The organism is Mycetocola sp. Y444, from assembly GCF_059445295.1.
The window spans coordinates 1,381,563-1,406,946 of record NZ_JCAIUB010000001.1; the positions used below are offsets into that span (position 1 = coordinate 1,381,563).

At 65.0% G+C, this 25,384-nt stretch carries 23 protein-coding genes and 1 tRNA gene; 15 read left to right on the forward strand and 9 right to left on the reverse strand.

Annotation, left to right across the window (positions count from 1 at the left end; all coding sequences use genetic code 11):
* Positions 1–109: 109 nt before the first annotated feature.
* The 3 genes from AC1C2M_RS06540 to AC1C2M_RS06550 are packed head-to-tail and all read right to left on the reverse strand — an operon-like array spanning position 110 to position 3,137.
* Positions 110–1,732, reverse strand: a complete 1,623-nt coding sequence (locus tag AC1C2M_RS06540) for a hypothetical protein (RefSeq protein ID WP_495435649.1) — start codon at positions 1,730–1,732, stop codon at positions 110–112.
* A 38-nt stretch (positions 1,733–1,770) separates the two neighbouring features.
* Positions 1,771–2,526 (reverse strand): ABC transporter ATP-binding protein, encoded by a 756-nt coding sequence (locus AC1C2M_RS06545; protein ID WP_495435650.1) that lies wholly within the window; start codon positions 2,524–2,526, stop codon positions 1,771–1,773.
* Positions 2,523–3,137, reverse strand: a complete 615-nt coding sequence (locus tag AC1C2M_RS06550; protein ID WP_495435651.1) for a TetR/AcrR family transcriptional regulator — start codon at positions 3,135–3,137, stop codon at positions 2,523–2,525. The genes AC1C2M_RS06545 and AC1C2M_RS06550 overlap by 4 nt, the downstream gene beginning before the upstream one ends.
* A gap of 211 nt (positions 3,138–3,348) precedes the next feature.
* Between AC1C2M_RS06550 and AC1C2M_RS06555 the strand changes: the two genes are divergently transcribed.
* Genes AC1C2M_RS06555 through AC1C2M_RS06570 form a run of 4 tightly spaced genes read left to right on the forward strand, consistent with a single transcriptional unit; the run spans position 3,349 to position 5,809 of the window.
* Entirely contained in the window at positions 3,349–3,825 is a 477-nt protein-coding gene (locus tag AC1C2M_RS06555) for a single-stranded DNA-binding protein (RefSeq protein WP_495435652.1), read from the forward strand.
* Between the two features lie 11 nt (positions 3,826–3,836).
* Entirely contained in the window at positions 3,837–4,430 is a 594-nt protein-coding gene (locus tag AC1C2M_RS06560) for a hypothetical protein (protein WP_495435653.1), read from the forward strand.
* A complete protein-coding gene (locus tag AC1C2M_RS06565; RefSeq protein WP_019310973.1) occupies positions 4,408–4,626 on the forward strand; it encodes a helix-turn-helix domain-containing protein in 219 nt (72 codons plus the stop codon). The genes AC1C2M_RS06560 and AC1C2M_RS06565 overlap by 23 nt, the downstream gene beginning before the upstream one ends.
* Positions 4,619–5,809: a tyrosine-type recombinase/integrase gene (locus AC1C2M_RS06570; RefSeq protein WP_495435654.1), complete on the forward strand. Its 1,191-nt coding sequence runs from the start codon at positions 4,619–4,621 to the stop codon at positions 5,807–5,809. The genes AC1C2M_RS06565 and AC1C2M_RS06570 overlap by 8 nt, the downstream gene beginning before the upstream one ends.
* 234 nt (positions 5,810–6,043) lie before the next feature.
* Here AC1C2M_RS06570 and AC1C2M_RS06575 read toward each other — a convergent pair.
* A tRNA-Pro gene (locus AC1C2M_RS06575) sits at positions 6,044–6,117 on the reverse strand.
* Between the two features lie 348 nt (positions 6,118–6,465).
* Between AC1C2M_RS06575 and AC1C2M_RS06580 the strand changes: the two genes are divergently transcribed.
* Together AC1C2M_RS06580 and AC1C2M_RS06585 are read left to right on the forward strand one after the other, a co-directional pair.
* Positions 6,466–6,957, forward strand: coding sequence for a fluoride efflux transporter FluC (locus AC1C2M_RS06580; RefSeq protein WP_495435655.1), 492 nt, complete (start codon positions 6,466–6,468; stop codon positions 6,955–6,957).
* Positions 6,954–7,331: a fluoride efflux transporter FluC gene (locus AC1C2M_RS06585; protein ID WP_495435656.1), complete on the forward strand. Its 378-nt coding sequence runs from the start codon at positions 6,954–6,956 to the stop codon at positions 7,329–7,331. The genes AC1C2M_RS06580 and AC1C2M_RS06585 overlap by 4 nt, the downstream gene beginning before the upstream one ends.
* 47 nt (positions 7,332–7,378) lie before the next feature.
* Here the strand turns inward: AC1C2M_RS06585 and AC1C2M_RS06590 are convergent, their stop codons facing one another.
* The 3 genes from AC1C2M_RS06590 to AC1C2M_RS06600 are packed head-to-tail and all read right to left on the reverse strand — an operon-like array spanning position 7,379 to position 13,303.
* Positions 7,379–10,873, reverse strand: coding sequence for an FUSC family protein (locus tag AC1C2M_RS06590; protein WP_495435657.1), 3,495 nt, complete (start codon positions 10,871–10,873; stop codon positions 7,379–7,381).
* A gap of 46 nt (positions 10,874–10,919) precedes the next feature.
* Complete coding sequence (locus AC1C2M_RS06595) at positions 10,920–11,618, reverse strand: response regulator (protein WP_495435658.1); 699 nt, start codon at positions 11,616–11,618, stop codon at positions 10,920–10,922.
* Positions 11,615–13,303 (reverse strand): ATP-binding protein, encoded by a 1,689-nt coding sequence (locus AC1C2M_RS06600; RefSeq protein ID WP_495435659.1) that lies wholly within the window; start codon positions 13,301–13,303, stop codon positions 11,615–11,617. Before AC1C2M_RS06600 ends, AC1C2M_RS06595 begins: the two co-directional genes overlap by 4 nt.
* Positions 13,304–13,488: 185 nt before the next feature.
* Between AC1C2M_RS06600 and AC1C2M_RS06605 the strand changes: the two genes are divergently transcribed.
* From AC1C2M_RS06605 to AC1C2M_RS06615, 3 genes are read left to right on the forward strand one after another with little or no spacing between them, the layout of a single operon-like run.
* Positions 13,489–14,499, forward strand: coding sequence for a Bug family tripartite tricarboxylate transporter substrate binding protein (locus tag AC1C2M_RS06605; protein WP_495435660.1), 1,011 nt, complete (start codon positions 13,489–13,491; stop codon positions 14,497–14,499).
* A 2-nt stretch (positions 14,500–14,501) separates the two neighbouring features.
* Positions 14,502–15,092, forward strand: coding sequence for a tripartite tricarboxylate transporter TctB family protein (locus AC1C2M_RS06610; protein WP_495435661.1), 591 nt, complete (start codon positions 14,502–14,504; stop codon positions 15,090–15,092).
* Between the two features lies 1 nt (position 15,093).
* On the forward strand, positions 15,094–16,767 hold the full coding sequence (locus tag AC1C2M_RS06615) for a tripartite tricarboxylate transporter permease (protein ID WP_495435662.1): 1,674 nt from the start codon (positions 15,094–15,096) through the stop codon (positions 16,765–16,767).
* Between the two features lie 47 nt (positions 16,768–16,814).
* Here AC1C2M_RS06615 and AC1C2M_RS06620 read toward each other — a convergent pair whose 3' ends face one another.
* Positions 16,815–18,074, reverse strand: a complete 1,260-nt coding sequence (locus AC1C2M_RS06620; RefSeq protein WP_495435663.1) for an ROK family protein — start codon at positions 18,072–18,074, stop codon at positions 16,815–16,817.
* A 186-nt stretch (positions 18,075–18,260) separates the two neighbouring features.
* Here AC1C2M_RS06620 and AC1C2M_RS06625 point away from each other — a divergent pair, with 186 nt between their 5' ends.
* From AC1C2M_RS06625 to glsA, 5 genes are all read left to right on the forward strand, one after another.
* Positions 18,261–19,478 carry an ABC transporter substrate-binding protein gene (locus AC1C2M_RS06625; protein ID WP_495435704.1) on the forward strand — a complete coding sequence of 406 codons (1,218 nt, stop codon included), beginning with the start codon at positions 18,261–18,263 and terminating at the stop codon, positions 19,476–19,478.
* 17 nt (positions 19,479–19,495) lie between these two features.
* A complete protein-coding gene (locus tag AC1C2M_RS06630) occupies positions 19,496–20,461 on the forward strand; it encodes a carbohydrate ABC transporter permease (protein ID WP_495435664.1) in 966 nt (321 codons plus the stop codon).
* Positions 20,458–21,366 carry a carbohydrate ABC transporter permease gene (locus tag AC1C2M_RS06635; protein ID WP_495435665.1) on the forward strand — a complete coding sequence of 303 codons (909 nt, stop codon included), beginning with the start codon at positions 20,458–20,460 and terminating at the stop codon, positions 21,364–21,366. Before AC1C2M_RS06630 ends, AC1C2M_RS06635 begins: the two co-directional genes overlap by 4 nt.
* A complete protein-coding gene (locus AC1C2M_RS06640; RefSeq protein ID WP_495435666.1) occupies positions 21,350–23,005 on the forward strand; it encodes a glycoside hydrolase family 13 protein in 1,656 nt (551 codons plus the stop codon). Before AC1C2M_RS06635 ends, AC1C2M_RS06640 begins: the two co-directional genes overlap by 17 nt.
* A gap of 87 nt (positions 23,006–23,092) precedes the next feature.
* Positions 23,093–24,106, forward strand: a complete 1,014-nt coding sequence (gene glsA, locus AC1C2M_RS06645; protein ID WP_495435667.1) for a glutaminase A — start codon at positions 23,093–23,095, stop codon at positions 24,104–24,106.
* Positions 24,107–24,160: 54 nt separating this feature from the next.
* On the opposite strand, the gene AC1C2M_RS06650 is transcribed toward glsA, so the two are convergent.
* Entirely contained in the window at positions 24,161–24,604 is a 444-nt protein-coding gene (locus AC1C2M_RS06650) for a sigma-70 family RNA polymerase sigma factor family protein (RefSeq protein ID WP_495435668.1), read from the reverse strand.
* 182 nt (positions 24,605–24,786) lie between these two features.
* Between AC1C2M_RS06650 and AC1C2M_RS06655 the strand changes: the two genes are divergently transcribed.
* Positions 24,787–25,383, forward strand: coding sequence for a GNAT family N-acetyltransferase (locus tag AC1C2M_RS06655; protein ID WP_495435669.1), 597 nt, complete (start codon positions 24,787–24,789; stop codon positions 25,381–25,383).
* Position 25,384: the final 1 nt, after the last annotated feature.

Below are 25,384 nucleotides of genomic sequence, written 5' to 3' on the forward strand. Positions count from 1 at the left end.
GTGCCTGATGGACGGGGCCAGAGTTGTCTGGGTGCGAATCCGATAGCTGTTGAGTAACGACGACTGTGAGCCCGACGACGACAGCGTCGACTAATTCATGAACGGCCGTCTATGAACGGGCTTTGCGAGGTGCACTCTGCGATCGACGCGCCGACTTCGATGTGGACGGTCGGCTTCGGAGTTGGGAGATGTCGCCGGATTCCATCGCAGCGAGCAGGGCGGGTCCCGATCGTTGTAAGCGCGAGCGCGTCAGAACCGATGAACTGGCTACTAACCCCGCACCGACGATCGCGCCGGCAATGGCGTTCGCCAACCACGGCAGTTCCGCGCCGATGAGGTTGATCAGGAGCGCAGGTACCAGGGCGGCCGCGACGACAGCGGCGAAGGCTGTGTATTGCGCGCCGGCGGGGTTGCCGGTGCGGCTGGTTGAGGAGACGCGGTCGCGCGCGTCCGCCCCGATTGCGGGCATGAACACGCCCAACAAGGGTGCACTTCCACACGCTGCACCGATTGCGGCGACGGTCATTCCGAACGCGATCGCTGACAGGGGCGACTGGCTAATGAGGCAAAGCGCGAGTGTCAGAGCGAGTGTGGGGATGCCGAACAGCAGCAGCCAGGTGTGCTGGCGTCCGCGCACGTCGGCGCGGATCGCGCCTGGCGTGGTGAGGAGTTGCCACAGTGCGGTGCCGTCGAGGGCATAGGTGTTTACCGCGACCATCGCGCCGAGGACGGCGGCCATGATCCCGATGAAGGGAAGCGCCCAAGACCAACTTGTCGGCGCGACGAGTGCGACCATGAACAGTGGCGTGATCCAGGCATGGATCATGCCAAGTCTGCGGTGCGGGTCTCGGAACCAGGTCTTGATCTCGCGGGTCATCACGGCCCGTGTCGGCCCGCCGGTTCGTGGTCTTCGGGGGGACATGGTGAGCCTCGCGATGACGTTGCTCTTCGTTCGGGCCGGGGGTTGGCGTAGCACTCGCGCCGTCAGCCCGATCCAGAGACTGCGGAGCACGAGCGCGCCCACGAGGAGTCCCAGCAAGGGCATGGCCACGGTGACGAGCGGGGCGGAGCCGGCCGCGGCGAGCACCGCGGCGAGACCCCATCCGGTCGGCAAGGAGAGCAGCACGCGCTCGATTCCGGCGGGAATCGCGCCCGCTACTGACGGGGTGATGAGTTCCGTTCCACCCTCGCCGAGGTTGGGCAGCACGAGCGCGGCGATCGGGACCCATCCGGCGAAGGAGACCGCGAGGAGCACCGACATCTGCACCGCTGCCACCCAGGTGCCGGCCGTCGAGCGGAGCAAGCCGGCGACCACAGCAGCAGCGCATCGTCCGAGCCATAGCAAGAAGGCCAACTGCAATGCCACGGCAAGCATCGCGACGATAACGGCCACCGGTCCGCGGGTGGCGGCGACAACGATGAAGCTGCTCAGCGCGACCGCAGTGATGATCGTACCGACACTGATCGCCTCGCTTGGCGCAAGCTCACGCGCGATTCTGCGTGGTCGCCTGGGCAGTGTCCGGAACCACTGCGGGTCCAGGGTCGGTGACGATCCTGGAAGAAGCATCGGGCCGAGCAGCCAGGTGACCCCGAACAGGAAGATACCGACGGTCAACCAGCTCGGATGCAGCGTGCCCGAGAGTGCCAGGGCTGCGAGCACGATGACCGCGGATGCTGCGACGAGGCCGACGACGAGACCGAAGCCGCGCTCGTCGTGGGGGCCGTGCCGCATGATCCTCCATCGCATCGACGCGAACGTTGCACTCATGCTCACGCGAGCCACCTGATCTCGCGTTGCACGGGTGCGCCCACGAGGTCGACGAACGTGTCATTCAGTGTGCGGCCCGCCCTGACCTCGTCGATGGTGCCCTCGGTCAGGATGCGGCCGTCTTTGATCAACGCCACACGTTCGCACGTGCGCTGCACAACGTCCATGAGGTGGCTGGAGAGCAACACCGTGCCGCCACCAGCGACGAACTGATTGAGCAGGCCCTCGATGGCTCGTGCGGACACCGGGTCGATGGCCTCGAAGGGCTCATCGAGCACCAACACGCTGGGCCGGTGCAGCAAAGCTACAGCGAGCCCGATCTTCTTTCGCATCCCGGTGGAGTAGTCCACGATCAACGTCGACGGCGCTCTGTCGAGCTCCAAGACTTCCAGCAGGTCGGACGCGCGCTCCGGCCACCCCTCGCCGATCCGTCGAAGGCGGGCGGTGTACTCGAGAAGTTCCGCACCCGTCAGCCGCTCCGGGAGGGACAGGCCCTCCATCATGATCCCTAACGCACCGAGGACCTGATCGCGATCTTTCGCGGCATCCATTCCCCCGACCGTGACGGAGCCGGCATCTGGAGCGAGCAGCCCGGCGATCATCAGGAGCGTCGTCGACTTGCCGGCACCGTTTGGGCCCACGATTCCGTAGAACGTGCCCGCGGGTACCGTCAGGTCGATCCCGTCGACTGCGACGTGGTCGCCGAAGCGCTTGGTGAGCCCGCGTAGCTGAACAGCCGGGGCGATTTCCGTGGTCATGCCTGGACTCCTTGAAGGAAGAGGGACGTCAGTTCGCGCGCGTAGGCATCGATGTCGAAATCGGGGTCGGCAACAATCTTCAACGCGGCACCGTCGATGCAGCGGCGCAACGTGTAGGCGGTCAGACGAGCATCGACCGTCCGAAATTCGCCCGTACTCAGCCCGTACTCGAACAGCAGCGCAGTGCCGACGATGATCGGCTCCTCCGCATCAGGACTAGCGTGCAGAGTGCCGTCTTTGCCCCGCAAGTTCGGCATCACCTGGCCGAGAGCAGCCATCTCTCGGCGATGCGCGCCGATGAACCGAAGATTGCCCTCGATGTACGCCTGCAGCTTCGCGGCTGCGTTTGGCGCGTCGTCGATTCCCTGCTGCATCTCCGCGGAGCCATCCGCGAAGACCGTAGCCACCACGGTTTCAAGCACAGCCTCATACAAGTCATCGCGCCCGGCGAAGTGATACGAGATCAATCCACGACTGATGCCAGCTTCCGAAGCAATCGTGGCCAGAGTGGTGCCGTGCCATCCATCGCGAGCGAGACAGTCGATCGCGGCCTCAATGATCCGGTGGCGGCGTACCTCTTGCGTAAGAGTCGCTCTGCGCGCGGTGTCCATGCAGCCTCCTGGCATCTAGGCCAATAGTTTGGCATTAATGCCAGCGATGACGCAACCTGTCCGAGGCGGCTTACGTCGGAACACAACGATCAGTGCAGAAGCCGGGCGATTCGCACCGCACGTCTCCACGACGAGTGGACGCCGCTGTGCACCTGTCTCATACGAGCGACCCCGCACCGGAGGTCGCCACGAACGCCAGAAGGAGAGCCCGATGGCTATCCGCACTCAGCAGTCCATCTCAGGCTTCATCGCGTCCGATCCGCAGCTCAACTACACGTCCAAGGGCGAGGCGAGGTTCTACGCGCGGATCGGGCAGGAACACTTCCGCCGGGAAGGCGACGGGACATTCACCCGGCTGGAGCCGACGTTCCACGATCTCGTTGCGTTCCGCGCCACCGCCGAGCGAGCCCATGAACGATTCGCCAAGGGCGACAGCTTCGTCGCCGAGGGATACGTCCATCCCTACACGAGCGAGCGCGACGGGCAGAGCACCGACGTTGAAGAGTTCGTCGCCAAGAAGATCGGTCACGACCTCGCCCGCACCAACTACGAAGTCGACCGCACACGACGGGCTCCGACCACCGTCGAACAAGCCGTTCCTAACCGAGAGCCCGTCGACCGGTCCGCACCTGAACATGCAGGCGCGCGACGGACATCCCCGGACAACGGGTCCGCGATCGGGCTGTGAGGAACCCAGCCATGGAGGACATCGACCAGGCTCCAGAGTTCGACGAACCAGAGCCGCGCCAACTCAATGAGGACGACTACGACGAGCACCGCCTGGTAGACACCGGTCTGATCGCCGAGCCGCCGCATCCGGTGAACTGGAACCTGCTCACCGCCGACGAAGCCGGTGCCGAATGGATCGAACTCGACCAATGGGTGCACTGGCTCCGTCGCACGTACGGCCTTCCAGCGTCGGTGATCCCGCCGTTCTGGTACCGACACCCTGAACTGCTGTGGGAACTATCTGCACTGCACCTGCATTGGCTCTGCGCCTACGACCCCGATCAGAACGGCTCCGCACCTCTCGGGTGGCATCGCGACTTTGCCGACACGCGGCAACGGCTCCGCGACTGGGTTGCCGCTTCTGGGACCCGCCTGGATCGTGATCGCCCCACTCGGCAGACCGCCTGGCCTGGAGAGGAACCTGGACCCGCGATCGATGATGTCGTGCTCTCAGACCGCTCGGCAGACTTCGAAGCGTTCGTGGCCACCGATATCGCCAGAAGGCAGGCGGCTGAGGATGAGTTCTACGCGAGTCTCGACGATGAACATCCAACCGAGGATTGACGATGGCAGCGGCAACGTCGAAACGCTGTGGTGTGCCAGGGACGTCGCCGAGTTCTTGAACGTCTCCCAAGCCACGCTCTCGCGTTGGCGCAGGGAGAAGGTCGGGCCGCCGTTCCTCCAGATCGGCGGCATCTCCCGCTACAACCCGTCATCGGTGCGCGCCTGGGTCAAAGCGAACGAGCAGGCCCATGGCTGATCCACGCAACCGCCGCATGCCGCCGGTCGGAGTGAAACTCACCACCGACGTCGAGCGGCGCATCGACGGATATCGGGCTCGCGTGCGCTGGACCGACCCCTCAAGTCATAAGCGAGTCGGCCGTGTCAGCCATGTGAGAACTGCGGAGGAGGTTGAAGAGTTTTTCGACCAAATGCGCGCCGCGACCGAAACCGGGAACGACACCACCGTGACGCTGGCCGACTACGCGGCCTCGATCGGCGAGAGGTGGCAGCGTGGCCTCGACCCCACTTCCACCGCCGAGCTGTACGACACCGGGCTCCGGCTTCGCGTGCTGCCAGCGCTCGGGCACATCCGGGTCGCGAAGATCACCGCCGGAATGATCGACCGCACCATCGACACCTGGGAGACCGAGCACTCGGCCTCGACGATCAAGAACTCCATCGCCCCACTCGTTCGGGTCCTGGACGAAGCCGTCCGTGACGACATCATCTCCATCAACCCTGCCAAGCACCGTGCCCGCCGGAACCTCGGCAAACACGTCACCCAGACCACCGGAGCGCTCCGACAGTACGCGCTCCCAGATCTCCCGACGTTGCAGAAGCTCGCTGCCGCCTGTGGGGAAGTGCACCAGTCCTACTCCGATCACGTCATGCTGGCCGCCCTGCTGGCAGCCCGCGGCTCCGAAGTCGCAGGACTGCGGGCAGGTGACGTGGACTGGGACAACCACATCGTCTGGATCAGACGCCAGCACTACCCCGGCAGAGGCGGTCTCGTCATCAAACAGACCAAGGGTCGCCGAGACCGCCCGGTCCCGATGCTCGACGCTCTCGAACCCGTTCTCGAGCGTCTCACCGCTGAGAAAGAGCCCGACGACCCGCTCCTGCGGGGGCCGCGCGGTGGCGTCCTTACGACAGCGACGGTCCGCGACGCCACCCACTGGGACGACCTCGTGGCAAAGCTCGGCTTCGACAACCTCACCCGCCACGGGCTCCGCCACACCGGCGCAACCTGGATGGCGGACGCCGGCATCGCCCTCCACGTGCTCCAAGAGATCCTCGGACACCAGTCGATCGAGACCACCAAGGGCTACCTACACCCCGACCACCGGCACCTCGCCGAAGCCGCCAGGCAGGCCAACCAGTTCCTCTCCGCAGCACGTACCAGAAGGGACCCAGCCCGCCGCGACGGACCCCACCTATGACCACCGCTGAACAGCCGCTCCGACCCTTCCAGGAGGGGCCGGAGCATCGGCCCGCCCGGATTCTGGTCCACCTCATGGGCACCTATTGGTGCACCCCACGGGCGACGAGCCCGAACTGGATTGGTCCACTTAGTCAGCAGAAGGCACGAGAAGATCGAGTGAGTGGACCAGCCAGTGACCACATCCAGAAACGACGAAGCCCTGGTGAAAGTTGCCTCTCACCAGGGCTTTTTGTCGGGATGACAGGATTTGAACCTGCGACCCCTTGACCCCCAGTCAAGTGCGCTACCAAGCTGCGCCACATCCCGTTGTTTAGTTTTCGAGCCATCTTGCCGCTTCAACTCACCTGACCCCCAGTCAAGTGCGCTACCAAGCTGCGCCACAGCCCGCGACCAGCCATCCTCGCGGACGACCTCGTCAATGCTACAGGACATTTGAGGCTCCCTATGTCACCCTCTCAACCCCGCGCACGGACGCGCGAGCCATTGACACAGAGCCCCCGGGCCGTGACGAGCCACTATCGTCGAAACTATGGGCACTCACACTGAACCCGACACATCACATCTAATCGGTCTCGCGCGCTCTCCCCGCGTGCTCGGTGTCATTCGCCCGCATCCACACGGCTGCCAGCGTTCGGCGACCGGCCCGTACCGCACATGATGGCGTCGCGGCACGGGCACTCGTTCGTGTTGTCGATCGGCCTCGTCTTCGTCGGCGGCTCTTTTGGTGCTGCAACCCGGGAGTCGCTCAGAATGGCCATTCCCGCGTTCGAAACAATCCCTGTCTCGATCGCCATCATCAACGTGATCGGCGCATTCCTGCTCGGCTATCTGTATGAGGCTTTGACCCGGCTCGACAGCACAAGACAATCGGGCAAAAACCTCAGACTGTTGCTCGGCACCGGATACTGCGGCGGCTTCACAACCTACAGTTCCCTGGCCACCGACACTGCCGTGCTTCTTCAACACGGGTTCACAGCGGGAGCAATCGTGTTCGCCCTCGGCACGGTGGTCGTCGGCGCCGCCGCGACCTGGCTCGGCATCGTGATCGCCAGCATTGGCAACAACGCTCGCGCTGAAAAGATTGGCAACAACGCTCGCGCTGAAAAGACACCTGACGCCGCGACGCAAACGGGTGACGCACCATGACTCCGCTGGTCTTCGTGCTTGTCGTCGTTTGCGGGGGCGTTGGTGCTGCCATCCGGTTTACGGTCGATCAACTCCTCCGGTCTCGCCAGAAAAGCGGATTTCAGTGGGCCACCACGATCATCAACGCCGCGGGCTCGCTCGCACTCGGCTTCCTCACCGGTCTGACGATGGTTCACCTGCTTCCGACCAACCTCGCGGTGATCATTGGCGCCGCACACCTCGCCGGATTCACCACCTTCAGCACCGCCAGCTACGAAACGGTACAGCTCGTCAGGAAGAAGAAGTACGGTTTCGCGCTTCTCAGCAGTGTCGGCATGCTCGTGATCTGTGTCGGTCTCGCCTGCTTAGGCCTGTGGATCGGTGCATCGATTTAAGCGCGTCAGTCTCTAACCTCGGTCGCTGCATGAGGCTGGTGCGCGAATTAGACGGGAGACGCAGGGAGCCGACGCGGGATCTCCGCAACCTGCGGAGCGAGGTCCACGGCCATAATCGCGACCGTCTGATTTGCCCTCGCGAGGGCGCGAAGCGCAATCTCTGCGGCCAAGGGCTCCTCCTCGTCGCCCAGATCGTCGACACCGATATCGGGGGCCACCGGCCCTGAGGCACGACCCTCATAGACCGCAATGAGCGCCTCGAAGTTCTGGGTGGTCGTTTCTTCCAGCTGCTCCCACTGTTCGTCGGTAAGCCGCGCCTTGCCACGGTGCACGCGTTCCGCCGACGCGATGAAATGCCTCGTGTAATACAAAAGTTCCCAAAACCCGGTGAGACGGTTCTCGATCCCACCGGGCTCAAACGCACCGGCTCCGTAGCTCATCGGGCCGGCCGTTGCCTGCAGATCGCGCAACTGGGAGGTCATGGCGACCTCCTGCTTGGAGAGGGCAGCAATCTCCTCGGCGGTCAATTGCCGGTCACGCCGCCACAGTTCGAGGGCAGTCGCTGTGATGGCTTGCACCGTTCGCGTCAGCTTGACGGCTTGCCCGGCAAACTTGTCGCGTGTTCGCGTCGGCAAGATCAACGCGGCAATGATCAGAGCAACACCGGCCCCGATAATCGTCTCGACGATGCGCACACCAATGGTTTCTGAGTTCAGTCGGCCGAGCAGTTCGTACAGCTGGGCGAACATCATGGTCTTCCAGAAGGATGAGAGCGGTGACGAAGCGCCGCGGAAGTACATCATCGCGAAAACGCAGACGGCGAGTACCGGCAGGAGCACGGCGGGGTCCGATGCTGCAGCGATCGCAATACTGAAACCGACGATGGCACCGAACACTGTGCCGATGATCCGCTGCGAACCCTTCACGAAAGTCTCACCGTCGCTGCCACCGATCGCCTGATATGCGGGCATCGCCGCCCAATACTGGTGAGTTGTCGATACGAAGGTCCCAAGGAAAAGCGCTACCCCTGTCGACAGGCTGGCCTGGACAGCCCTGCGCCAGATGGGTGCGGTGTCTGCGGCAGCCGGTGGCCGATCCCCACCGGAGGCGTCGATGATTGCTGTTTCGTCGACGGATTCCCGTTGATCGACGGATGCCTGCGCGGCGTCGTTGGCACCGGTCTCGGGTGAGGGTGGGGATGGCTCGTCACCAGAATGAGTCGGCGCGAGCTCCACCGCTCGCGCCGACTGGAGCACATCGACCGCTTCCTGCAGCTCGTATGCGGAACGGAGTACACGGTGTGCCACGCGTGGCCAACGCGCGGCTTCTGAGCTGAGAGACCGGAGGTCGAGCGAGCCCGCTGGAGAAGAGGCTGATCCCGTGCCGTCACCGATCGTCCTTGCGTCGTCACCCTCCGGCGCTACCCACGCCGGAGCATCCGGAATCTCCGCAATGTGGTCACGCACCGACGCCAGGACACCGGCAAGACGCGCACGGACATCGAGCGGCATACCCGCCCCCGTCGCCAGTCTGGCCTCGGAAGACAGGTTAACCAGGGCGAGTTCCGCTTCGTGAACCCGGATGCGCAAGACGCTTGCCTGCTGGGCGTCGAGCCCGAGATCAGGATCATTCTCAGTGAGTTGCCCGGTCAGGAATGAGGCCATCTGGTGCGTCTGTCGCAGTTCCGCGCGGGTGCGACGCATCAGGTCCGGATCCCAGCGCGCAGCGGAAACGGCGTCAACCAGCGGGTCAAGGGAGCGGGCCAGCCGGTGCTCAAACGCGACCACACCGCCCTTCACCACCCGGACGTGTGCGCTCTTGTTGGGGATCATCTGCACGATGACCGAACTGATGGCACCGACAACCGCTGCACCGAATACGGGGAACTGGTTTCCCTGCAAGCCGAGGAGCAACGTGAAGTAGTACGTCATGAACGCGAGCTGGCCGAACCCGCCAAACTTTGGGCCGAACCGGGTAGCGGCGACGGCAACGAACGCCAGGCAGGCGAGTGTCACACTCGACGGCATGGGATCGTGCGGGACGATCGCACTGATTCCCAGCGAAATCAGGACGGGAATGACCGAGAGCGCAGATGCCAGGCGACGGATACCGTGAGCGGAGCCCGACGCTGAGCCGGTGAACATCGCAATCATTCCACCGAAGATCGCTGCGGGGAATGCGGGAATGCCGAGCATCGGCAGACCAGCCGCGAGGACTATGACGGCGAGCGCCGCAGCCATGAGCCCCCGGAGAGCACCGAGAAGGCGGGAGAAGCCGGGGTCGATCAGCGTGACCCGGCGGGACAGGAACCCCCTGAGCCCGCCGCCGCTCTGCTTCCCGGCGGTCTCGCTGGGTGCCGGTGCCAGCGCAACCTGAGGCCATTCGTCTTTCCGCCTGGAGTAAACCGGTTGATAGTCGAGGTCGCGGCTGACCGCCGAGCCGAACTGCTGGGCACGGTAGGCGAACGGCAACCAGGCAACGTACCGGGAATACGCATCGTTGATGTCGCCCAACGGCTCACTGTCCACAAGCGGCGCCATGTCGCGGTTGACGCCGATGAAGCGGTGCACCCAGCGGTCACCGTCGTGTCGCTGGCTCACCCGTCGCCGCGACCGCGGCCGAGCGGCCAGCTCTGCCGTCACCTGCCCAGCAAATGCCTCGGCGGTCACCAGCTCAGGAACATCGATGCTCATCCACTTGAGCAGCGGATGCATATACGTTTCGAATTCGTCGAACTGCTCGGTCAACAGCAGCAGAGTCGGTTGCCGGGTGGCCGGGTGCGATGCGGGAAGCCCCCAGCGCAACCCTCCGATCGTCCCAGCGAGCATCTCAATCGAGTACGGCAACGAGAACGTGTCACGTCCACTCTGAAAGAAGTACGCGGCGTGGTGCCTCCGCACACCATCGGTATACGAGTTGAACACATCCGAGAGGCTCCTGAGATGCGCGTCAAGATCGACGGCGGTTCCGCGAGGAAAGTACGGCGCGAGGCTCGCAACCGGTTCGCCCACTCCGTCGCCCGGGCTGCCGAATTGAGAGGAGAGGGAGCGCAGGCTGGAGACGGCGTCGAAGAGCGAGACCAGAAACACGAGGATGAGGACGACGAGAACGATACCGGTGAGGGACTCAGTAACGGAGAGGATACGCAGAAAGTCGGTGTCTGGCACCAGTTGTGACGTTCCGACCGTGGACAGTTGAGCCGCGCTGAAATACAACGCGCCGAACAGGTCGCCGTGAACACCGTCGTAGACGAAGTTTTTGCCCTGCATGAACCCCAGATAGACCAGGCCGTACCCCAGGATCGTTCCGCTGAGCCACCACACGACAGTGACCAGAACTTGCAGTCCGGTGACCTGCCGCAGGACGGCGGGTCGCCAACGCCGTGAAACTTGCCGGGTTAATCGTTTCGTCAATTCCCATTGCCACCGCGCCAGTCGCCCGGCGATGAAGCCTGCTTCGTCATAGTTGAGGGCGCTCAGAAACACGTCGAGCCACGTCACTGCGAGGACGACGAATCCGAGTCCTATCCACAGGGCATCCACGCGGTCAGCATAGAACCCGCCCGGCCAAGCACAAGATGCGAAGGACTCAGCCGGCCGTTGCCCTCGAGAAGCGCGTCGACGGGCGCCCCGCGGTGGCGTAGTCGAGCGTCTTCTCGGCCCGGTTCACAGCGACAAGGTGCTCGAGGTACCGGCGCGCACTCACGCGAGAGATGCCGGACAACTCAGCGATCTGCACCGCAGAGCTGTTCGGGGCGGACCCGAGCGCCGCCTCCACCGTGTCGAGCGTCTCACTGCTGAGCCCTTTGGGCAGGACCATGCGAGAACGGATTCCGGTGCTCATGAGAGCGTCGATCTCGCGTTGGGCGAGTTCCGCCCGCACCCCGGACTCGACAAGCGCGAGCCGGTCACGGGCCACATCGTCGAGTCGCTCATTGAGGCCTCGTGCGGTGAACGGCTTCACGAGGTAGTGCTGGATCCCGGCACTCCGCGCCTGCCGCACGCTCTCGACATCGCGCGCGGCGGTGACGGCGATCACCTCCGGCTGCACACCGCCCAGTGCCCGCACCCCGCGAAGCACCTCGAGCCCGGTGAGTCCGGGCAGGTCGAAGTCGAGCAGCACCAGATCGGGACGGTGTTCGGCGATGAGCCGGAGCGCGTCCGGCCCGGTGTGCGCCGTCGCAGCCACCGCGAACGCGGGATGCGCGCCGACGAACCTGCCGTGCAACGACGCCACTTCGATGTCGTCGTCCACGATGATGGTCCGGAGACAAGCGGCGACGGTCACGACGCACCAGCACTGATGACACCAGCACCCGCGGCACCGGCACCGGCCGCACGAGCACCCGCGGCGGATTCCTGCGATGGCCGGCTTTGCCCGGGCAGGTCACCCACCGGCAACTCGACGGTGAACACCGCGCCACCGTGCTCGGAGCACCCGACCGTGACGGTGCCCCGCGCCCGGAGGACCGTGCGACGCACCAGGGCAAGGCCGATCCCCCTCCGCCGCAACGTCGGGCTCGCATCGGCCGCGATCGCCTTCGAACTGACGCCCTCCTCGAACACCCGCTCGTACTGGTCCGGTGGAATACCGTGCCCGTCGTCCTGGACCGTCACCCGGATCCGGGCGCCGTCGATCCCGAAGCCCAGCTCGATGTGGTTACCCGCCGAGCACGCCTCGAGTGCGTTGTCGATCAGGTTGCCCACCACCGTCACGAGGTCACCTCGCAACGTGGACGCGGCATCCGACCTCAGCCACGCCGGCAGCGGATCCGTTGGGAGGATCAAGACCGACATCCCCAGTTCGCGCGCGTGGCTGGCCTTGACGAGCAGCAGTGCGGCGAGCTCGGGGATCTCGAGAATCACCTCTTCGCCGGGAACCCGCAGTGCTCCCCCGGTGCCGGTGCGTTCGACGAAGGCCCTCGCGTCGTCGATGAGGCCGAGCTCGAGCAGCCCCGAGATCACGTGCAGCTTGTTCGCGAACTCGTGGGCCTGCGCCCGCAACCCGTTGGTGAGCGACTGCGCGCCGTCCATCTCGCGCAGCAGCTGGTGGAGCTCGGTGTGGTCGCGCACGAGGAGGGTCGCACCCACGGCACGACCGTGCAGCTCGGTGCCCGTGCTTCGCGCCACGAGGATCCGCTCACCGGCGAGCACGAGCTGACCGCCGGGTTCGCCGCGCTGCAGCACGCCGACGAGGGACGGATCGAGGACCTCGGCGGCCACCCGCCCGGTCAGGGAATCCTCTTCCAGCCCGAGAAGTTCGAGCGCCGCATCGTTGACGAGCACGATCACGCCGGCCTCGTCGACGCTGATCATCCCCTCACTCATGCCGTGCAGCATGGTCTCCCGCGACCCAACGAGCGACGCGATCTCCTTCGGCTCGAGGCGGTAGATCCGGCGGCGAATGATCGCGGTCACCCCGGCGGCACCGAAGATCCCGACCACAGCTGATGCCGCGAGCGGAAACACGAGCGCGCCGAGCCCGCCGACGAAGTCCTCGCGGAGCGCCGACTCCAGAATCCCGACCGATACCGTGCCGATGACCTCGCCGTCCGCACTGTGCACGGGCACTTTGGCCCGCCAGGATTCGCCGAGGGTGCCGGTCTCGGTACCGACGAACATCTTGCCTGACAGCGGCACAGACGGATCGGTCGAGACCGGTTCGCCGATGCGATCGGTGTCTGGATGCGAATAACGGATGCCGTCGGCATCCGTCACGACAACATAGGTGACGTTCGATGCCTCCCGGATGACCTCGGCGATCGGCTGAATCACCGCGGCCGGGTCCTGGTCGTCGTACGCATCGCGGATCGCGGGAAGCGTGGCGACCGATTGTGCGACGCCGATCATGCGGTCGAGGTAGGCGTCGCGCACCTGGCGTTCAAACAGGCTGGCTGCCACAACGCCGGTGACCAGCACGACGGAACACACGATCAGCGCCTGGAGAAGAAGCAACTGCAGGCGAAGCGACATTGCTTTCACTCCCCCATTGTCGCGCGATCTGCCGTCAGCGGCGAGCGGATGCCGGGTCGAACCGGTGAAGAGCCGCGGCCAATACTTACGAAAGCCCCGGCGGGGCACCCGACCGAACTATCGTGCTGATCAGCACGGGGCGCACCGACGCGACCCCACTCGCAATCACTCAATGAGGAGACATCATGCGACGACACAGCCTGGTCATCGTTGCTGCAGCAACAGCTCTCACGCTCGCGGCCTGCAGCTCACCGGCCGCCGATCCCGCCACGGACTCGGACTCGGAAGCGAGCACCGAGGTCACCGACCTCTCGATCATCGTCCCCGCAGAGCCGGGTGGCGGCTGGGACCAGACCGGACGTGCGATGTCCGAGACCCTCACGGCAGAGGGCATCGTCGACAGCGCACCGGTCACCAACATCGGCGGAGCCGGCGGCACCGTCGGCCTTGCGTCACTGGCGAACGAGAAAGACCCGCACACGCTCATGGTCACCGGGCTTGTGATGGTCGGCGCCGTTGAGACCAACGCGGCCCAGAACCGGATGGAAGACACCACGCCCATCGCCCGCCTCACCGAGGAAGCACTCGTCGTCGTTGTGCCGGCCGACTCGAAGTACAAGAACCTCGAGGATCTCGTCGAGGACATCGTCGAAAACGGCCAGGACGTATCGGTGACCGGCGGCTCTGCCGGCGGCGCCGACCACATCCTCGCCGGCCTGCTGCTCGAAGAGGCCGGACTCTCCGGCACCGAGATCGCCGAGAGCCTCAACTACATCCCGAACTCGGGCGGTGGCGAAGCGGTGAACCTCATCCTGGGCAACAACGCGGCGGCGGGCATCTCGGGCATCGGCGAGTTCGTCGAGCACATCGAATCGGGCACGATGAGGGCACTCGCGGTGTCGAGTGCCGAACCGGCCGAGAACCTGCCTGACGTCCCGACAATCACCGACGAGGGTTACGACGTCACGCTCACCAACTGGCGCGGTGTCCTCGCGCCGACGGACATCTCCGACGCTGACCGCGACGCACTCATCGCGACGGTCACCGAACTGCACGACAGCGGCGCGTGGGCCGAACAGCTCGAAACCCGCGGCTGGGCGGATGCGTTCCTCACCGGTGACGAGTTCGAGACGTACCTCGACGAGAACATCACCGAGGTCACCACCACGCTCACGAACATCGGTCTGGTCGGCTGATCATGTCGAGCCCATCGACGGGTGTGCCCGGCAACGGTCAGGCACACCCGGCGACCGGGAACGACCCGGTTGCCGCTCCCCCGGCGCGGTCGAAACTCGGCGAGTACATCTTCGCCGCTCTCGCCCTCGCGCTCGGTATCTTCGTTTTCGCCGGTGCCTTCGCCATTCGGGTGCCGGGGGCTGGCACCCAGGTTGGTCCCCGGGTCTTCCCGTTCCTCGTCGGAACCATCCTCATCGTCTCCGCCGCAATGGTCGTCGTTGACGTCTTCCGCGGCAAGCTCGCCGACCTCGAAGAAGGTGAGGACATCGACAACGCCGCGAAGACGGACTGGATCACCCTGGCGAAAATCACGGCGTTCGTGGTCGCGCACATCGCACTCATCGAGGTGATCGGCTGGCCGTTCGCCGCCGCCGTCCTCTTCGGTGGCGTCGCCTGGTCGCTCGGTGCGAAGCGCTGGTGGATGGCGCTGATCATCGGGCTGGTGCTCGGCCTCATCATCTTCATCCTCTTCGGCGGCCTCCTCGGCCTCTCCCTGCCATCCGGGCCACTGCTGACCTGGCTGAACCCGCTGCTCGCGACCCTGAGAGGCTGACATGGACAACATCCTGAGCCTGATGGAGGGTTTCGCAACGGCCCTCCAGCCGCAGTACCTCATCTTCGGCTTCATCGGCGTGCTCGTCGGCACCGCCGTCGGCGTGCTCCCGGGCATCGGCCCGGCCATGACCGTCGCCCTGCTGTTGCCGCTGACCTATTCGCTCGACCCGACCGCGGCGCTGATCACCTTCGCCGGTATCTACTACGGCGGCATGTACGGCGGCTCGACAACGAGCATCCTGCTGAACACGCCCGGCGAATCGGCGTCGATCGTCACCGCGCTCGAGGGCAACAAGATGGCGAAGCTCGGCCGAGGGGCCGCTGCACTAGCAACGGCGGCCATCGGCTCGTTTGTGGCTGGCACGATCGCGACCGTCGGCCTGACGTTGTTCGCGCCGATCATCGCGTCGTGGGCGGTGACCCTCGCTCCGGCCGACTACGTCGCGCTCATGGTCGTGGCCTTCATCACCGTCGGTGCGCTCCTCGGCTCGTCGGTCTGGCGGGGTCTCACTTCCCTCGGCATCGGCCTGTTCCTCGGGCTCGTCGGCACCGAGATCCTCTCCGGCCAGCAGCGTTACACCTTCGGCCTGCTCCCGCTCGCCGATGGAATCGACGTCGTTCTCGTCGCGGTCGGGCTCTTTGCCGTTGGCGAGACGCTCTACGTCGCGAGCAGGATGCGACACGGCGCGATCGCCCTCATCCCTGTGACCCGCGGCTGGCGCAGCTGGATGTCGAAGGACGACTGGCGCAGGTCGTGGAAACCGTGGCTCCGCGGAACGGCGATCGGCTTCCCGATCGGGACGATTCCGGCGGGTGGAGCGGATGTCGCTACCTTCCTGTCCTACGCCAGCGAGAAGAAGCTCTCGAAGCACAAGGAGCAGTTCGGCCGTGGGGCGATCGAGGGCGTCGCCGGGCCGGAGGCGGCAAACAACGCTGCGGCCGCCGGTGTGCTCGTTCCGCTGCTCACCCTCGGACTACCGACAACGGCGACCGCCGCGATCATCCTCTCGGCATTCCAGTCATACGGCATCCAGCCGGGCCCGCAGTTGTTCACCAACCAGCCCGCGCTCGTCTGGGCGCTCATCGCGAGCCTGTACATCGGCAACGTCCTGCTGCTCGTGCTCAACCTGCCGCTCGTCGGCATCTGGGTGAAGCTTCTGCAGATCCCGCGACCGTACCTTTACGCGGGGATCCTGACCTTCGCGGCCCTGGGTGCGTACGCGGTGAACTTCTCGATCGCCGACATCGTGATCCTCCTGATCATCGGTATCGTCGGGTACTTCCTGCGCAGGTACGGTTACCCGATCGCTCCCCTCGTCATCGGGCTCATCCTCGGCCCGATGGCTGAAGCGCAGCTTCGGCGAGCGCTTCAGCTCAGCCAGGGTGATCTCGGCGCCCTGTTCACGCGCCCGTTCGCGGCGATCTGTTACATCGCCCTGATCCTCATCATCGCTCTCGGGCTCTGGCTGCGCCAGCGTCAAAGCCGGCTGGAGCGCACCCTGGCCGCGGCCGCAGCTGCCGACACCTCGGTCAAGGCTGCGGTGAACCAGATGTGGGATGCCGGCGATCGCCCCACGGATGTGAGAACGTCGGACATCCGAGTGGTGCCATGGAAGGACGACGAGCCGACGCGGTCGGGCAAGGATTCAGACGGGCCGGACGACAAGCCGTAGGCGCACCGGTGAACACGCCGTAGCGCCCCGCCGCGGGGCCGGACCGCTCAGACGGGTTCCGGCTCCGCGACGGTGCGGGCACCGGGTTCGAGCACCAGCGCCCGTTCCCTCACCAGGGACAACGCGTGCTCAACGGCTCCGACACTCACGGCGTCACCGCCCAGCCGCGACGCCACGAGTTCAGGAGCCATCGGGTCACCGCTGCCCGCGACCCTGAGGGCTGCCCCGGCGATCACGGCAGGCAGCGACTCAGCCAGGTGGCCGCCAACGATGACCCTGTCGACGTCAAGCAGATCACCGAGCACGATGCAGATCCGTGCGAGACGCTCGGCGAGACGATCGAGGATTCCGCGCGCAACGGCATCCCCCAGCTCGGCCGCCTTCGCCACATCGCTCTCGGTCAGCGCTTTGGGGTTCACGTTGCCAAGGGGGCTGCGGGCGTCAACCTCGCCCGCCGCCATTGCCTCGAACGCCCACTGCCGGGCCAGCAAAGCCAGCCCGTTGGCCGAACCCACGCTGTCGACGTAATCGAGAAAACGCATTTCGCCGGCGCCGCCCCTCCTGCCGCGCACGAGTCTGCCCTCGATCATCAGCCCGGAGCCGATTCCCTCACCGACGAGCATCGAGATGTACGAGCCCACATCGCGGCCCTGCCCCGTCCCTGTCGCGCGTTCGGCGATCGCCGCGAGGTTCGCATCGTTCTCGACGGTGACGATCGGGGCGACATCCTCAAAGGCCCCGCTGAGGTCGGGGTTCATCACGGCCCAGAATCCGTTCTCGCCCTCGGGAGACGTCCCCTGATCGTCAACGGGTGCCGGTACTCCGAGGGTGAGCCCCAGCACCCGCGAGCGGTCGACCCCTGACGCCGCCATCGCCCGATCGAACATCTCGAGGGCAAGACGGCGCCGTTCGCTGGCATCGGCTAGTCGATCAACACTGTTCGGCGAGCGGGCGGGTATCCGGACCTCTGCAGTCCCGAGGCTCGCACCGCGCAGGTCAGCGACCCTGGCAGACATCCGGTCATACCCCGCGTCAATACCGACAACCACGCCTGCTCGCTCCCGAAGCGCGTAGCGGCGGGCCGGTCGGCCCTTTCGCCCCGTCCCCTGCACGTCTTCCAGCTGATCGAGCCAGCCCTTAACGACGAGCTCATCGCAAACCCCGATCACCGTCGCCCGGGTCAGGCCAACGGATGCCATCACATCCGACGCCGTGAACACGCGCGTTTGCCAGGCATGCTCGAGCACCGTGCGTGCATTGAGCGTGCGCAACAGTTGCGGTGACGACGCGATAACGCTCTGAACCAAAGCCTTGACCTTTCATTTTGGTAAGCGCAGTATGTACGTCATCAATAGATTTACAGCCTAAATATAATGCTTCCGGGTGTGAATCCGGAGGGATATCCCCACAAAGCACCGCACACATTCGTCAAGGGAGACAATGTCGTGAATTTGAGAACCGGTCCTCGAGCTCGATTCGGCCTCGCTGTCGCCATGATCACCGCCGCGGCACTGCCGCTCACCGGGTGCGCCGCAGCCGGGAGCGGCCCCACCGAGATCACCTTCCATATGAGCAAGCCGGAGGCGATCCCCTTCTTCCGGGATCTCGTGAAGCAGTTCAACAGCGAGCAGTCAGAGGTGAAGGTCACCCTCGACACGGCATCCAACCTCTCCGCGGGATTCCTCCGAGGCAACCCACCCGACGTCGGGCTGCTCAACTACAACATGGAGATGTCGCGGTTCATGGAGCGCGGTGCACTCTCCGACCTGTCGGACATGCCCGAAACCGACCGCATTCGTCCTGACGTCCAGGAACTGGCGGACCAGTACGCGACCTATCCGGGACGCACCAGTGTGCTCCCCTACTCGGTGGCCGCGGCATCCGTCATCTACAACGTCAAGATCTTCGAAGACAACGGTCTCGACGTTCCTGAGACCTGGGACGAGCTGGTCACGGTCTGCCAGACCCTGCAGGACGCGGGCATCACACCGATCTACAGCACGTTCTCGGAGCCCTGGACGATTGCGCAGGGGCTGTTCGATTACTCCGTCGGCGGATCTGTCGATGTCGCCGACTTCTTTGAGCAGATGAACGAACTCGGCACCGAGGTCGGCCCGGATTCATCAGTCTCGTTCCAGAAGGATTTCACCGAGCCAGTCGAGAAGATGCTGGAGCTTGCCGCCTACTCCAACGACGACTCGGCAAGCCGGACCTACGGCGACGGGAACGTCGCATTCGCCAAGGGCGAAGCCGCCATGCTCATGCAGGGCCCGTGGGCCCTCGGCGAGATCGCCAAGACCGATGACAGCCTCGAACTCGGTACCTTTCCGCTGCCGGTAACCGACGACCCGGATGACCTCAAAGTTCGAGTGAACCTCGACCTCGCGCTCTGGGTTCCCGAGGTCGGCGATGCCCAGGAGGCCTCGCGTGAATTCGTGTCGTTTCTCATGCAGAAGGAGATCATGGACGAGTACAACGCCCAGTTCCTCGGCTTCGGCACCACCACCGACGCAGCGCCGGCCACGGATGAGCGCATCCTCGGCATGCAGGAGTACTACGAAGACGGTCGCTTCTACCTCGGCGCGTCACAGCGCATCCACCTGAGCATCCCCGCCGCCAACTACGTACAGGCCATCGCGACCGGTGCCGACGTCGATTCGACGCTGAGCCGGCTCGACGATGACTGGGCGCGCCTCGCCCTGCGCGACTGATTACCGGAGGACACGACATGTCTATTCCCCTCACCCCCGCCGCCGCCTCGGCCGGTTCACTCGTCACAGAGGCCGAGCACGGGAAATCGGCCCACCTGGCCGGCTCGCACAGCCGAAAGGGCAAGCCGAAGACCGATCCGATCTACTATCTGTTCCTGCTGCCGACGCTCATCCTCTTCACCCTCGCCATCACGGTTCCGGCGATCGTCGGAATCTTCTACAGCTTCACGAACTTCATCGGGTTCGGCGACTGGCAGCTGGTCGGGTTCACCAATTACATCGCGGTGTTCTCCGATCCCGCGATTCTCGCCAGCTACCTCTTCACCTTCGGCTTCGCTCTCGTCACTGTGCTTGCCGTCAACGTCATCGCGTTCCTCCTGGCGGTGGCGCTGACGTCGCGGATCCGGCTGAAGACTCCGCTTCGGGCGATCTTCGTCATCCCCATGGTCATCTCCGGCATCGTCATCGCGTTCGTGTTCAAGTACCTCTTCGCCAACTCACTGCCCGCGCTGGGCGCCGCGACCGGGATCGGCTGGCTGCAAGAGTCGATCCTGGCCAACGAGAACCTCGCCTGGCTCGCGATCGTCATTGTCACCGCGTGGCAATCGATCCCCAGCGCGCTGCTGATCTACATCGCCGGGCTGCTGTCGATTCCTGGTGAGGTCTACGAAGCAGCCGACATCGACGGAGCGAGTGCGTGGGTCCGGCTCCGCTCGGTGACCCTCCCGCTCGTCGCCGGCTACGTCGTCATCAACATCATCCTCGGTTTCAAGGGCTATCTGAACGTGTACGACGTCATCGTCGGCCTCACCGCCGGCGGTCCGGGCACATCGACCCGAAGCATCGCCATGACCATCTTCACCGGCTTCACCGGTGGTGACTACGCCTACCAGATGGCGAACGCAACGATGTTCTTCATCATCGCGGTGCTGATCTCCATCCTTCAGCTTCGGATCACCCGTGGAAAGGCGGCACTCTCATGACGCAGCAAATTTCGAGTCCTGCCCCAGCGTTGGCGGACACCCGCACCACGGCTTCACCGGCTCGCCGCCGGGGCAGGGTGGGGCAGGAACGCACCAACTGGCCGCTCATGATCGTCCTGTTCTTGTGCGCCCTGACGGTCCTGCTGCCGCTGTATGTCACCATCTCGATGTCGATGAAGACGTCAGCGCAGTCCGTCGACGGCAATGCGCTCTCGCTCCCGTCTCCCGTCGACTTCTCCGGCTTCGCCCAGGCGTGGGAGCTCACCAACTTTCCCGTCACCTTCACCATCACCACCCTGGTCACGATCGCCACGGTAGTCGGCACTGTGCTCCTCGCTGCCCTCGCCTCCTACGCAATCGTGCGCAACTGGGAACGCCGCCTGTTCCGGTATTCGTTCTTCTACCTGCTCGCGGCCATGTTCGTGCCATTCACGGTCATCGCGCTCCCCCAGATCCAGCTCACCGGTCTGGTCGGACTGGCAAACCCCGTCGGGGTGACGATCCTGCACATCATGTTCCAGTTGTCCTTCAGCATCCTGCTGTTTACCGCGTTCCTGCGCTCGATACCTCTCGAGCTGGAGGAGAGCGCCCGAATCGACGGCGCCACGACCTGGCAGACCTTCTGGCAGCTGATTTTCCCGCTGCTCGCGCCGATGAGTGCGACGGTTGCAATCTTCGCCTTCCTGGCATCCTGGAATGACTTCATGCTGCCCTCGCTGATCATCGCCGACTCCAGCCAGCAGACCATTCCCGTCGTGCAGAACATCTTCCAGACCCAGTTCAGCAGCAACTACAACGTGTCGTTCGCCTCCTACCTGATGGCCATGGCGCCCGCGATCATCGTCTACCTGTTCACCCAGAGGTGGGTGATGGAAGGGGTGACCCAGGGTGCTGTCAAGGGGTGACGTCGCGTCGGAGACCGACGCCGCATGGTGGCGCCAGGCCGCCGTCTACCAGATTTACCCGCGCAGCTTTGCCGACTCCGATGGCGATGGAATCGGTGACCTCACCGGCATCCGTTCTCGTATCGGCTACCTCAGCGCACTCCACATCGATGCTGTGTGGTTGAGCCCGTTCTACCCGTCGGCGCTTGCTGATGGCGGGTACGACGTCGATGATTACCGGGAGGTCGATCCGCGGCTCGGTACCCTCGCGGATTTCGATGCCCTCGTCGCCGACCTGCATGCCGCCGGCATCCGGATGATCGTCGACATCGTGCCCAATCACACCTCGAACCGGCACGAGTGGTTCCGTGAGGCTCTCACATCCCCCCGCGGATCTGCGGCGCGCGCACGGTATATCTTCCGCGACGGCCGCGGCCCCAATGGCGCCGAGCCGCCAGCCGACTGGACGAGCGCGTTCGGCGGCCCGGCGTGGGAGCCGGTGGGAGACGGCCAGTGGTACCTGCACTACTTTGCCGTCGAACAGCCCGACCTTAACTGGGACAACAGGGAGGTCCGTGACGACTTCCTGAGAACGCTGCGATTCTGGTCCGACCGTGGTGTCGATGGTTTCCGCATCGATGTTGCCCACGGACTCGCCAAAAAGCTCGACGAGCACCTGCCGACCCAGGCTGAGTTGGACGCCCTGCCGAAGGGCACCGGCGGCCACCCACTCTGGGACCGTGACGAAGTCCACGATATCTATGCCGAGTGGCGCACCGTTTTCGACAGCTATTCACCGCCCCGCACCGCCGTTGCGGAGGCGTGGGTTCAGTCGCACCGGGTGCCCCGGTACGCGAGCCCCGAGGGTCTCGGGCAGGCGTTCAACTTCGACCTTCTTGAGGCCAATTTCGATGCGGATGCCTTCCGTCGCGTCGTCGAAGACAACCTTGCGCTCGCGGCGCAGTCCGGGTCATCGACGACGTGGGTGTTGTCGAACCACGACGTCGTGCGGCACGCCACCCGGTATGGACTGCCCGAACCGGCCAACCCCGGCGAGAAGCACGGCTACGCCTGGCTGATGTCCGCTGGCGTCTCGCCCGTTCTCGACCGCGCTCGGGGACTGCGGCGGGCACGGGCTGCCACGCTGTTCGAGCTGGCGCTGCCGGGGTCCGCCTACATCTACCAGGGCGAAGAACTCGGACTGCACGAGGTCGCGGACATTCCCGCCGAGAGCCGCCAGGACCCCGCCTTCTTCCGCAACCCCGGGGTGGAGGTCGGCAGGGACGGTTGTCGTGTCCCACTGCCGTGGACCACGGACCGGCCGTCGTTCGGGTTCGGTACAGTGCCCGCACATCTCCCCCAGCCCGACTGGTTCGCCTCGGTCGCGGTCTCGGTTCAGGAACACGACCCGGATTCGACGCTCGCGCTGTACCGGAAGGCACTCGAATTAAGGCACCGCCTGCAGACGGCCGAGCGCCTCGAGTGGCTTGATTCGGCACCGGATGTCGTGAGGTTCCGCCGCCCGAACGGCTGGGAGGTCGCGATGAACTTCGGCGCCGACCCGGAGGAGCTTCCGCCGGGAACCGTGCTGCTCTCGAGCAGCCCGCTCTCCGGTCGGCAGCTTCCCGCGGAGACGACAGTATGGATGCAACCGTCATAGTGCCCGCTCGTCCGGCATCCGGGTGACCTTGCCAGCTCCTGCTCGCGCCCGTACGGAATAATGCGACGGGACGCAGGGAGCGAACAGATGGATCTGGATGTCAGCGCAGTACCGTACACGGTTGCCACGGGCGCACCGCCGAGCAGTGACGACGTCGCCGAGGCGATTAACGTCGCCTATGACCGAAGCCTGGACCGTACCGACGGCACGGTCGCCGACTACATCCCGGAGCTCGCCGACACCTCCCCCGATCTCTTCGGTATCTGTGTGGCAGAGGTAGACGGCACGGTGCAGGGCGTCGGCGACGTCGATCACCCGTTCACCATCCAGTCGATCTCCAAAGCCTTCGTGTGGGCTCTGGTGTGTGAGGAGATCGGTGACGAGAAGCTGATCGACCTCATCGGTGTCAATAACACCGGCCTGGCATTCGATTCGGTGATGTCACTTGAACTCAACGACGGCCACCCCATGAATCCGATGGGCAACGCCGGTGCGCTGGCGACCACCGCGCTCGTTCCCGGCGACAGCCCGGACGAGCAGTGGGAGTTCATCCGGAAAGGGCTCAGCGCGTTCGCCGGGAAGGACCTCGAACTCGACGAGGCCGTGTACCGCTCGGAGTCAGCGTCAAACCAGCGCAACCAGGGCATTGCCCGGCTGCTGGAGAGTTACGGGCGCATCGGGTCGAACCCGCTCGACGTCGTCGATGTCTACACGAAGCAGTGTTCGCTCCTCGTCACCGCAACCGATATCGCCGTGATGGGTGCGACCCTCGCCGATGGCGGCATCAACCCGGTTACCGGCGCGCGTGTGGTGTCTGAAATCGTCTGCCACGACACCCTCGCGGTGCTCGCCGCGAGCGGGCTCTATCAGAACTCGGGTGAGTGGCTGTTCCGAATTGGGCTGCCAGGCAAATCCGGAGTCACCGGTGGAATCGTCACCATCGCACCAGGGAAGGCAGGAATCGCGACCTTCTCGCCTCGACTCGACGATGCCGGCAACAGCGTTCGTGGGCAACGTGCCACCGGCTATCTCAGCCGAAGGCTCGGGTTCGATCTCTTCGCCTCCCGTCCCCACAACACCTCCGGCGACAGTCCCCGCTGAGTCAGGGTCCTGTCGCCGGAGCGGGCGTGACGGGCACCAGCAACGTGCGTTCGATCAGACGGTGTTCCAGTGCCGAAGCATCAGAGGGTGCAACCGAATCCACATGACGCTGACGAGCCGCCCATTGAAGTCGATCGAGATCGTGGCAGCCGTCCCATCGTCTCGGGTCAGGAAGAGTCCGGCCTGGCCGTTCACCGAGCGCTCGAGAAGGCGTCGCCCCGGTTGTGCCCGCATTCCGAGGAGAAGCAGCGCGATCGCGTCGTAGCGTCCACCGATCACTCTCATGGAGCGGCCCTCAACCCGACCATCATCGACAACGACAGCGACGGTCGGTTCGAGAAGGGATTCGAGACGACCGGCGTCCCCGTCCTCGAGCGCGTGGCGCAGATTCCGCACCGCGCGATAGTGCACCGGTCGCGCAAGCCATTCCCACACGGTCGCCAACGGCGCCGGTGCCGGGTGGTCGGGCGATGCTCTTCTCGTTGCGATAACTGACATGGCGTTGCCCAGCTCGGCGTGTATGACGCTGCCGGTCTCCTTTCGGCCTTTCGCGAATCCGCGCGAGCGGAATTGCAAGCTAAGACCCGACAGGAAGCAGTTTTGTGACTCCTGCCGGTTCATTGCCGTGCCGGTCCGCCGAACCATGGACCGGTGTCCTTTATACGCTTTAGCATGCTGGCATGGAAGACAATCCGGACATCAGGGTGATTTCGGGAACGGATGCCCCGTGGCACGACGTGCAGGCGGTCTTCGGAACACGCGGAGATCCGTCGAGCTGCTGGTGCCAGTACTTCAAGATGGACAACGCCGAGTGGAAGACCGCGAGCCGGGAGACTTGCGAGCCACTGCTCAAACGGCAGGTGCGGGAACTGGATCCGCCGCCGGGACTCATCGCGTACCAGGGCGACGCCCCGGTCGGTTGGTGCGCCGTTGAGCCGCGTCAGAACTACCCGAGGCTCAGCCGGGGAAAGGTCGTCCAGGCGAGCACGGAGCCTCCCGACGACCCGACCGTCTGGGCCGTGACCTGTTTCGTCGTGCGGGTCGGTTTCCGGAAAAGAGGCATCGCCACCGCTCTTCTTGCCGCAGCGGCCGAGCACGCTCAGGCACGCGGCGCGCGGGTGCTCGAGGGCTACCCGGTCGACCCGGCCACACGCGACAAGGTGTCGTCAGCCGAGCTCTACTACGGTGTCGTGTCGCAGTTCGCTGCGAACGGTTTCACCGAGGTCGCGAGGCCAACGCCGTCCCGTGCGCTCATGCGGCTCGAGCTGGCGACCTGAC

Excerpts from the sequence above, each read along its gene's own strand:
- AC1C2M_RS06540 (WP_495435649.1), bottom strand. The coding sequence starts at position 1,732 with ATGCGGCACGGCCCCCACGACGAGCGCGGCTTCGGTCTCGTCGTCGGC.
- AC1C2M_RS06545 (WP_495435650.1), bottom strand. The coding sequence starts at position 2,526 with ATGACCACGGAAATCGCCCCGGCTGTTCAGCTACGCGGGCTCACCAAG.
- AC1C2M_RS06550 (WP_495435651.1), bottom strand. The coding sequence starts at position 3,137 with ATGGACACCGCGCGCAGAGCGACTCTTACGCAAGAGGTACGCCGCCAC.
- AC1C2M_RS06555 (WP_495435652.1), top strand. The coding sequence starts at position 3,349 with ATGGCTATCCGCACTCAGCAGTCCATCTCAGGCTTCATCGCGTCCGAT.
- AC1C2M_RS06560 (WP_495435653.1), top strand. The coding sequence starts at position 3,837 with ATGGAGGACATCGACCAGGCTCCAGAGTTCGACGAACCAGAGCCGCGC.
- AC1C2M_RS06565 (WP_019310973.1), top strand. The coding sequence starts at position 4,408 with ATGAACATCCAACCGAGGATTGACGATGGCAGCGGCAACGTCGAAACG.
- AC1C2M_RS06570 (WP_495435654.1), top strand. The coding sequence starts at position 4,619 with ATGGCTGATCCACGCAACCGCCGCATGCCGCCGGTCGGAGTGAAACTC.
- AC1C2M_RS06580 (WP_495435655.1), top strand. The coding sequence starts at position 6,466 with ATGATGGCGTCGCGGCACGGGCACTCGTTCGTGTTGTCGATCGGCCTC.
- AC1C2M_RS06585 (WP_495435656.1), top strand. The coding sequence starts at position 6,954 with ATGACTCCGCTGGTCTTCGTGCTTGTCGTCGTTTGCGGGGGCGTTGGT.
- AC1C2M_RS06600 (WP_495435659.1), bottom strand. The coding sequence starts at position 13,303 with ATGTCGCTTCGCCTGCAGTTGCTTCTTCTCCAGGCGCTGATCGTGTGT.
- AC1C2M_RS06605 (WP_495435660.1), top strand. The coding sequence starts at position 13,489 with ATGCGACGACACAGCCTGGTCATCGTTGCTGCAGCAACAGCTCTCACG.
- AC1C2M_RS06610 (WP_495435661.1), top strand. The coding sequence starts at position 14,502 with ATGTCGAGCCCATCGACGGGTGTGCCCGGCAACGGTCAGGCACACCCG.
- AC1C2M_RS06615 (WP_495435662.1), top strand. The coding sequence starts at position 15,094 with ATGGACAACATCCTGAGCCTGATGGAGGGTTTCGCAACGGCCCTCCAG.
- AC1C2M_RS06625 (WP_495435704.1), top strand. The coding sequence starts at position 18,261 with ATGATCACCGCCGCGGCACTGCCGCTCACCGGGTGCGCCGCAGCCGGG.
- AC1C2M_RS06630 (WP_495435664.1), top strand. The coding sequence starts at position 19,496 with ATGTCTATTCCCCTCACCCCCGCCGCCGCCTCGGCCGGTTCACTCGTC.
- AC1C2M_RS06635 (WP_495435665.1), top strand. The coding sequence starts at position 20,458 with ATGACGCAGCAAATTTCGAGTCCTGCCCCAGCGTTGGCGGACACCCGC.
- glsA (WP_495435667.1), top strand. The coding sequence starts at position 23,093 with ATGGATCTGGATGTCAGCGCAGTACCGTACACGGTTGCCACGGGCGCA.
- AC1C2M_RS06650 (WP_495435668.1), bottom strand. The coding sequence starts at position 24,604 with ATGTCAGTTATCGCAACGAGAAGAGCATCGCCCGACCACCCGGCACCG.
- AC1C2M_RS06655 (WP_495435669.1), top strand. The coding sequence starts at position 24,787 with ATGGAAGACAATCCGGACATCAGGGTGATTTCGGGAACGGATGCCCCG.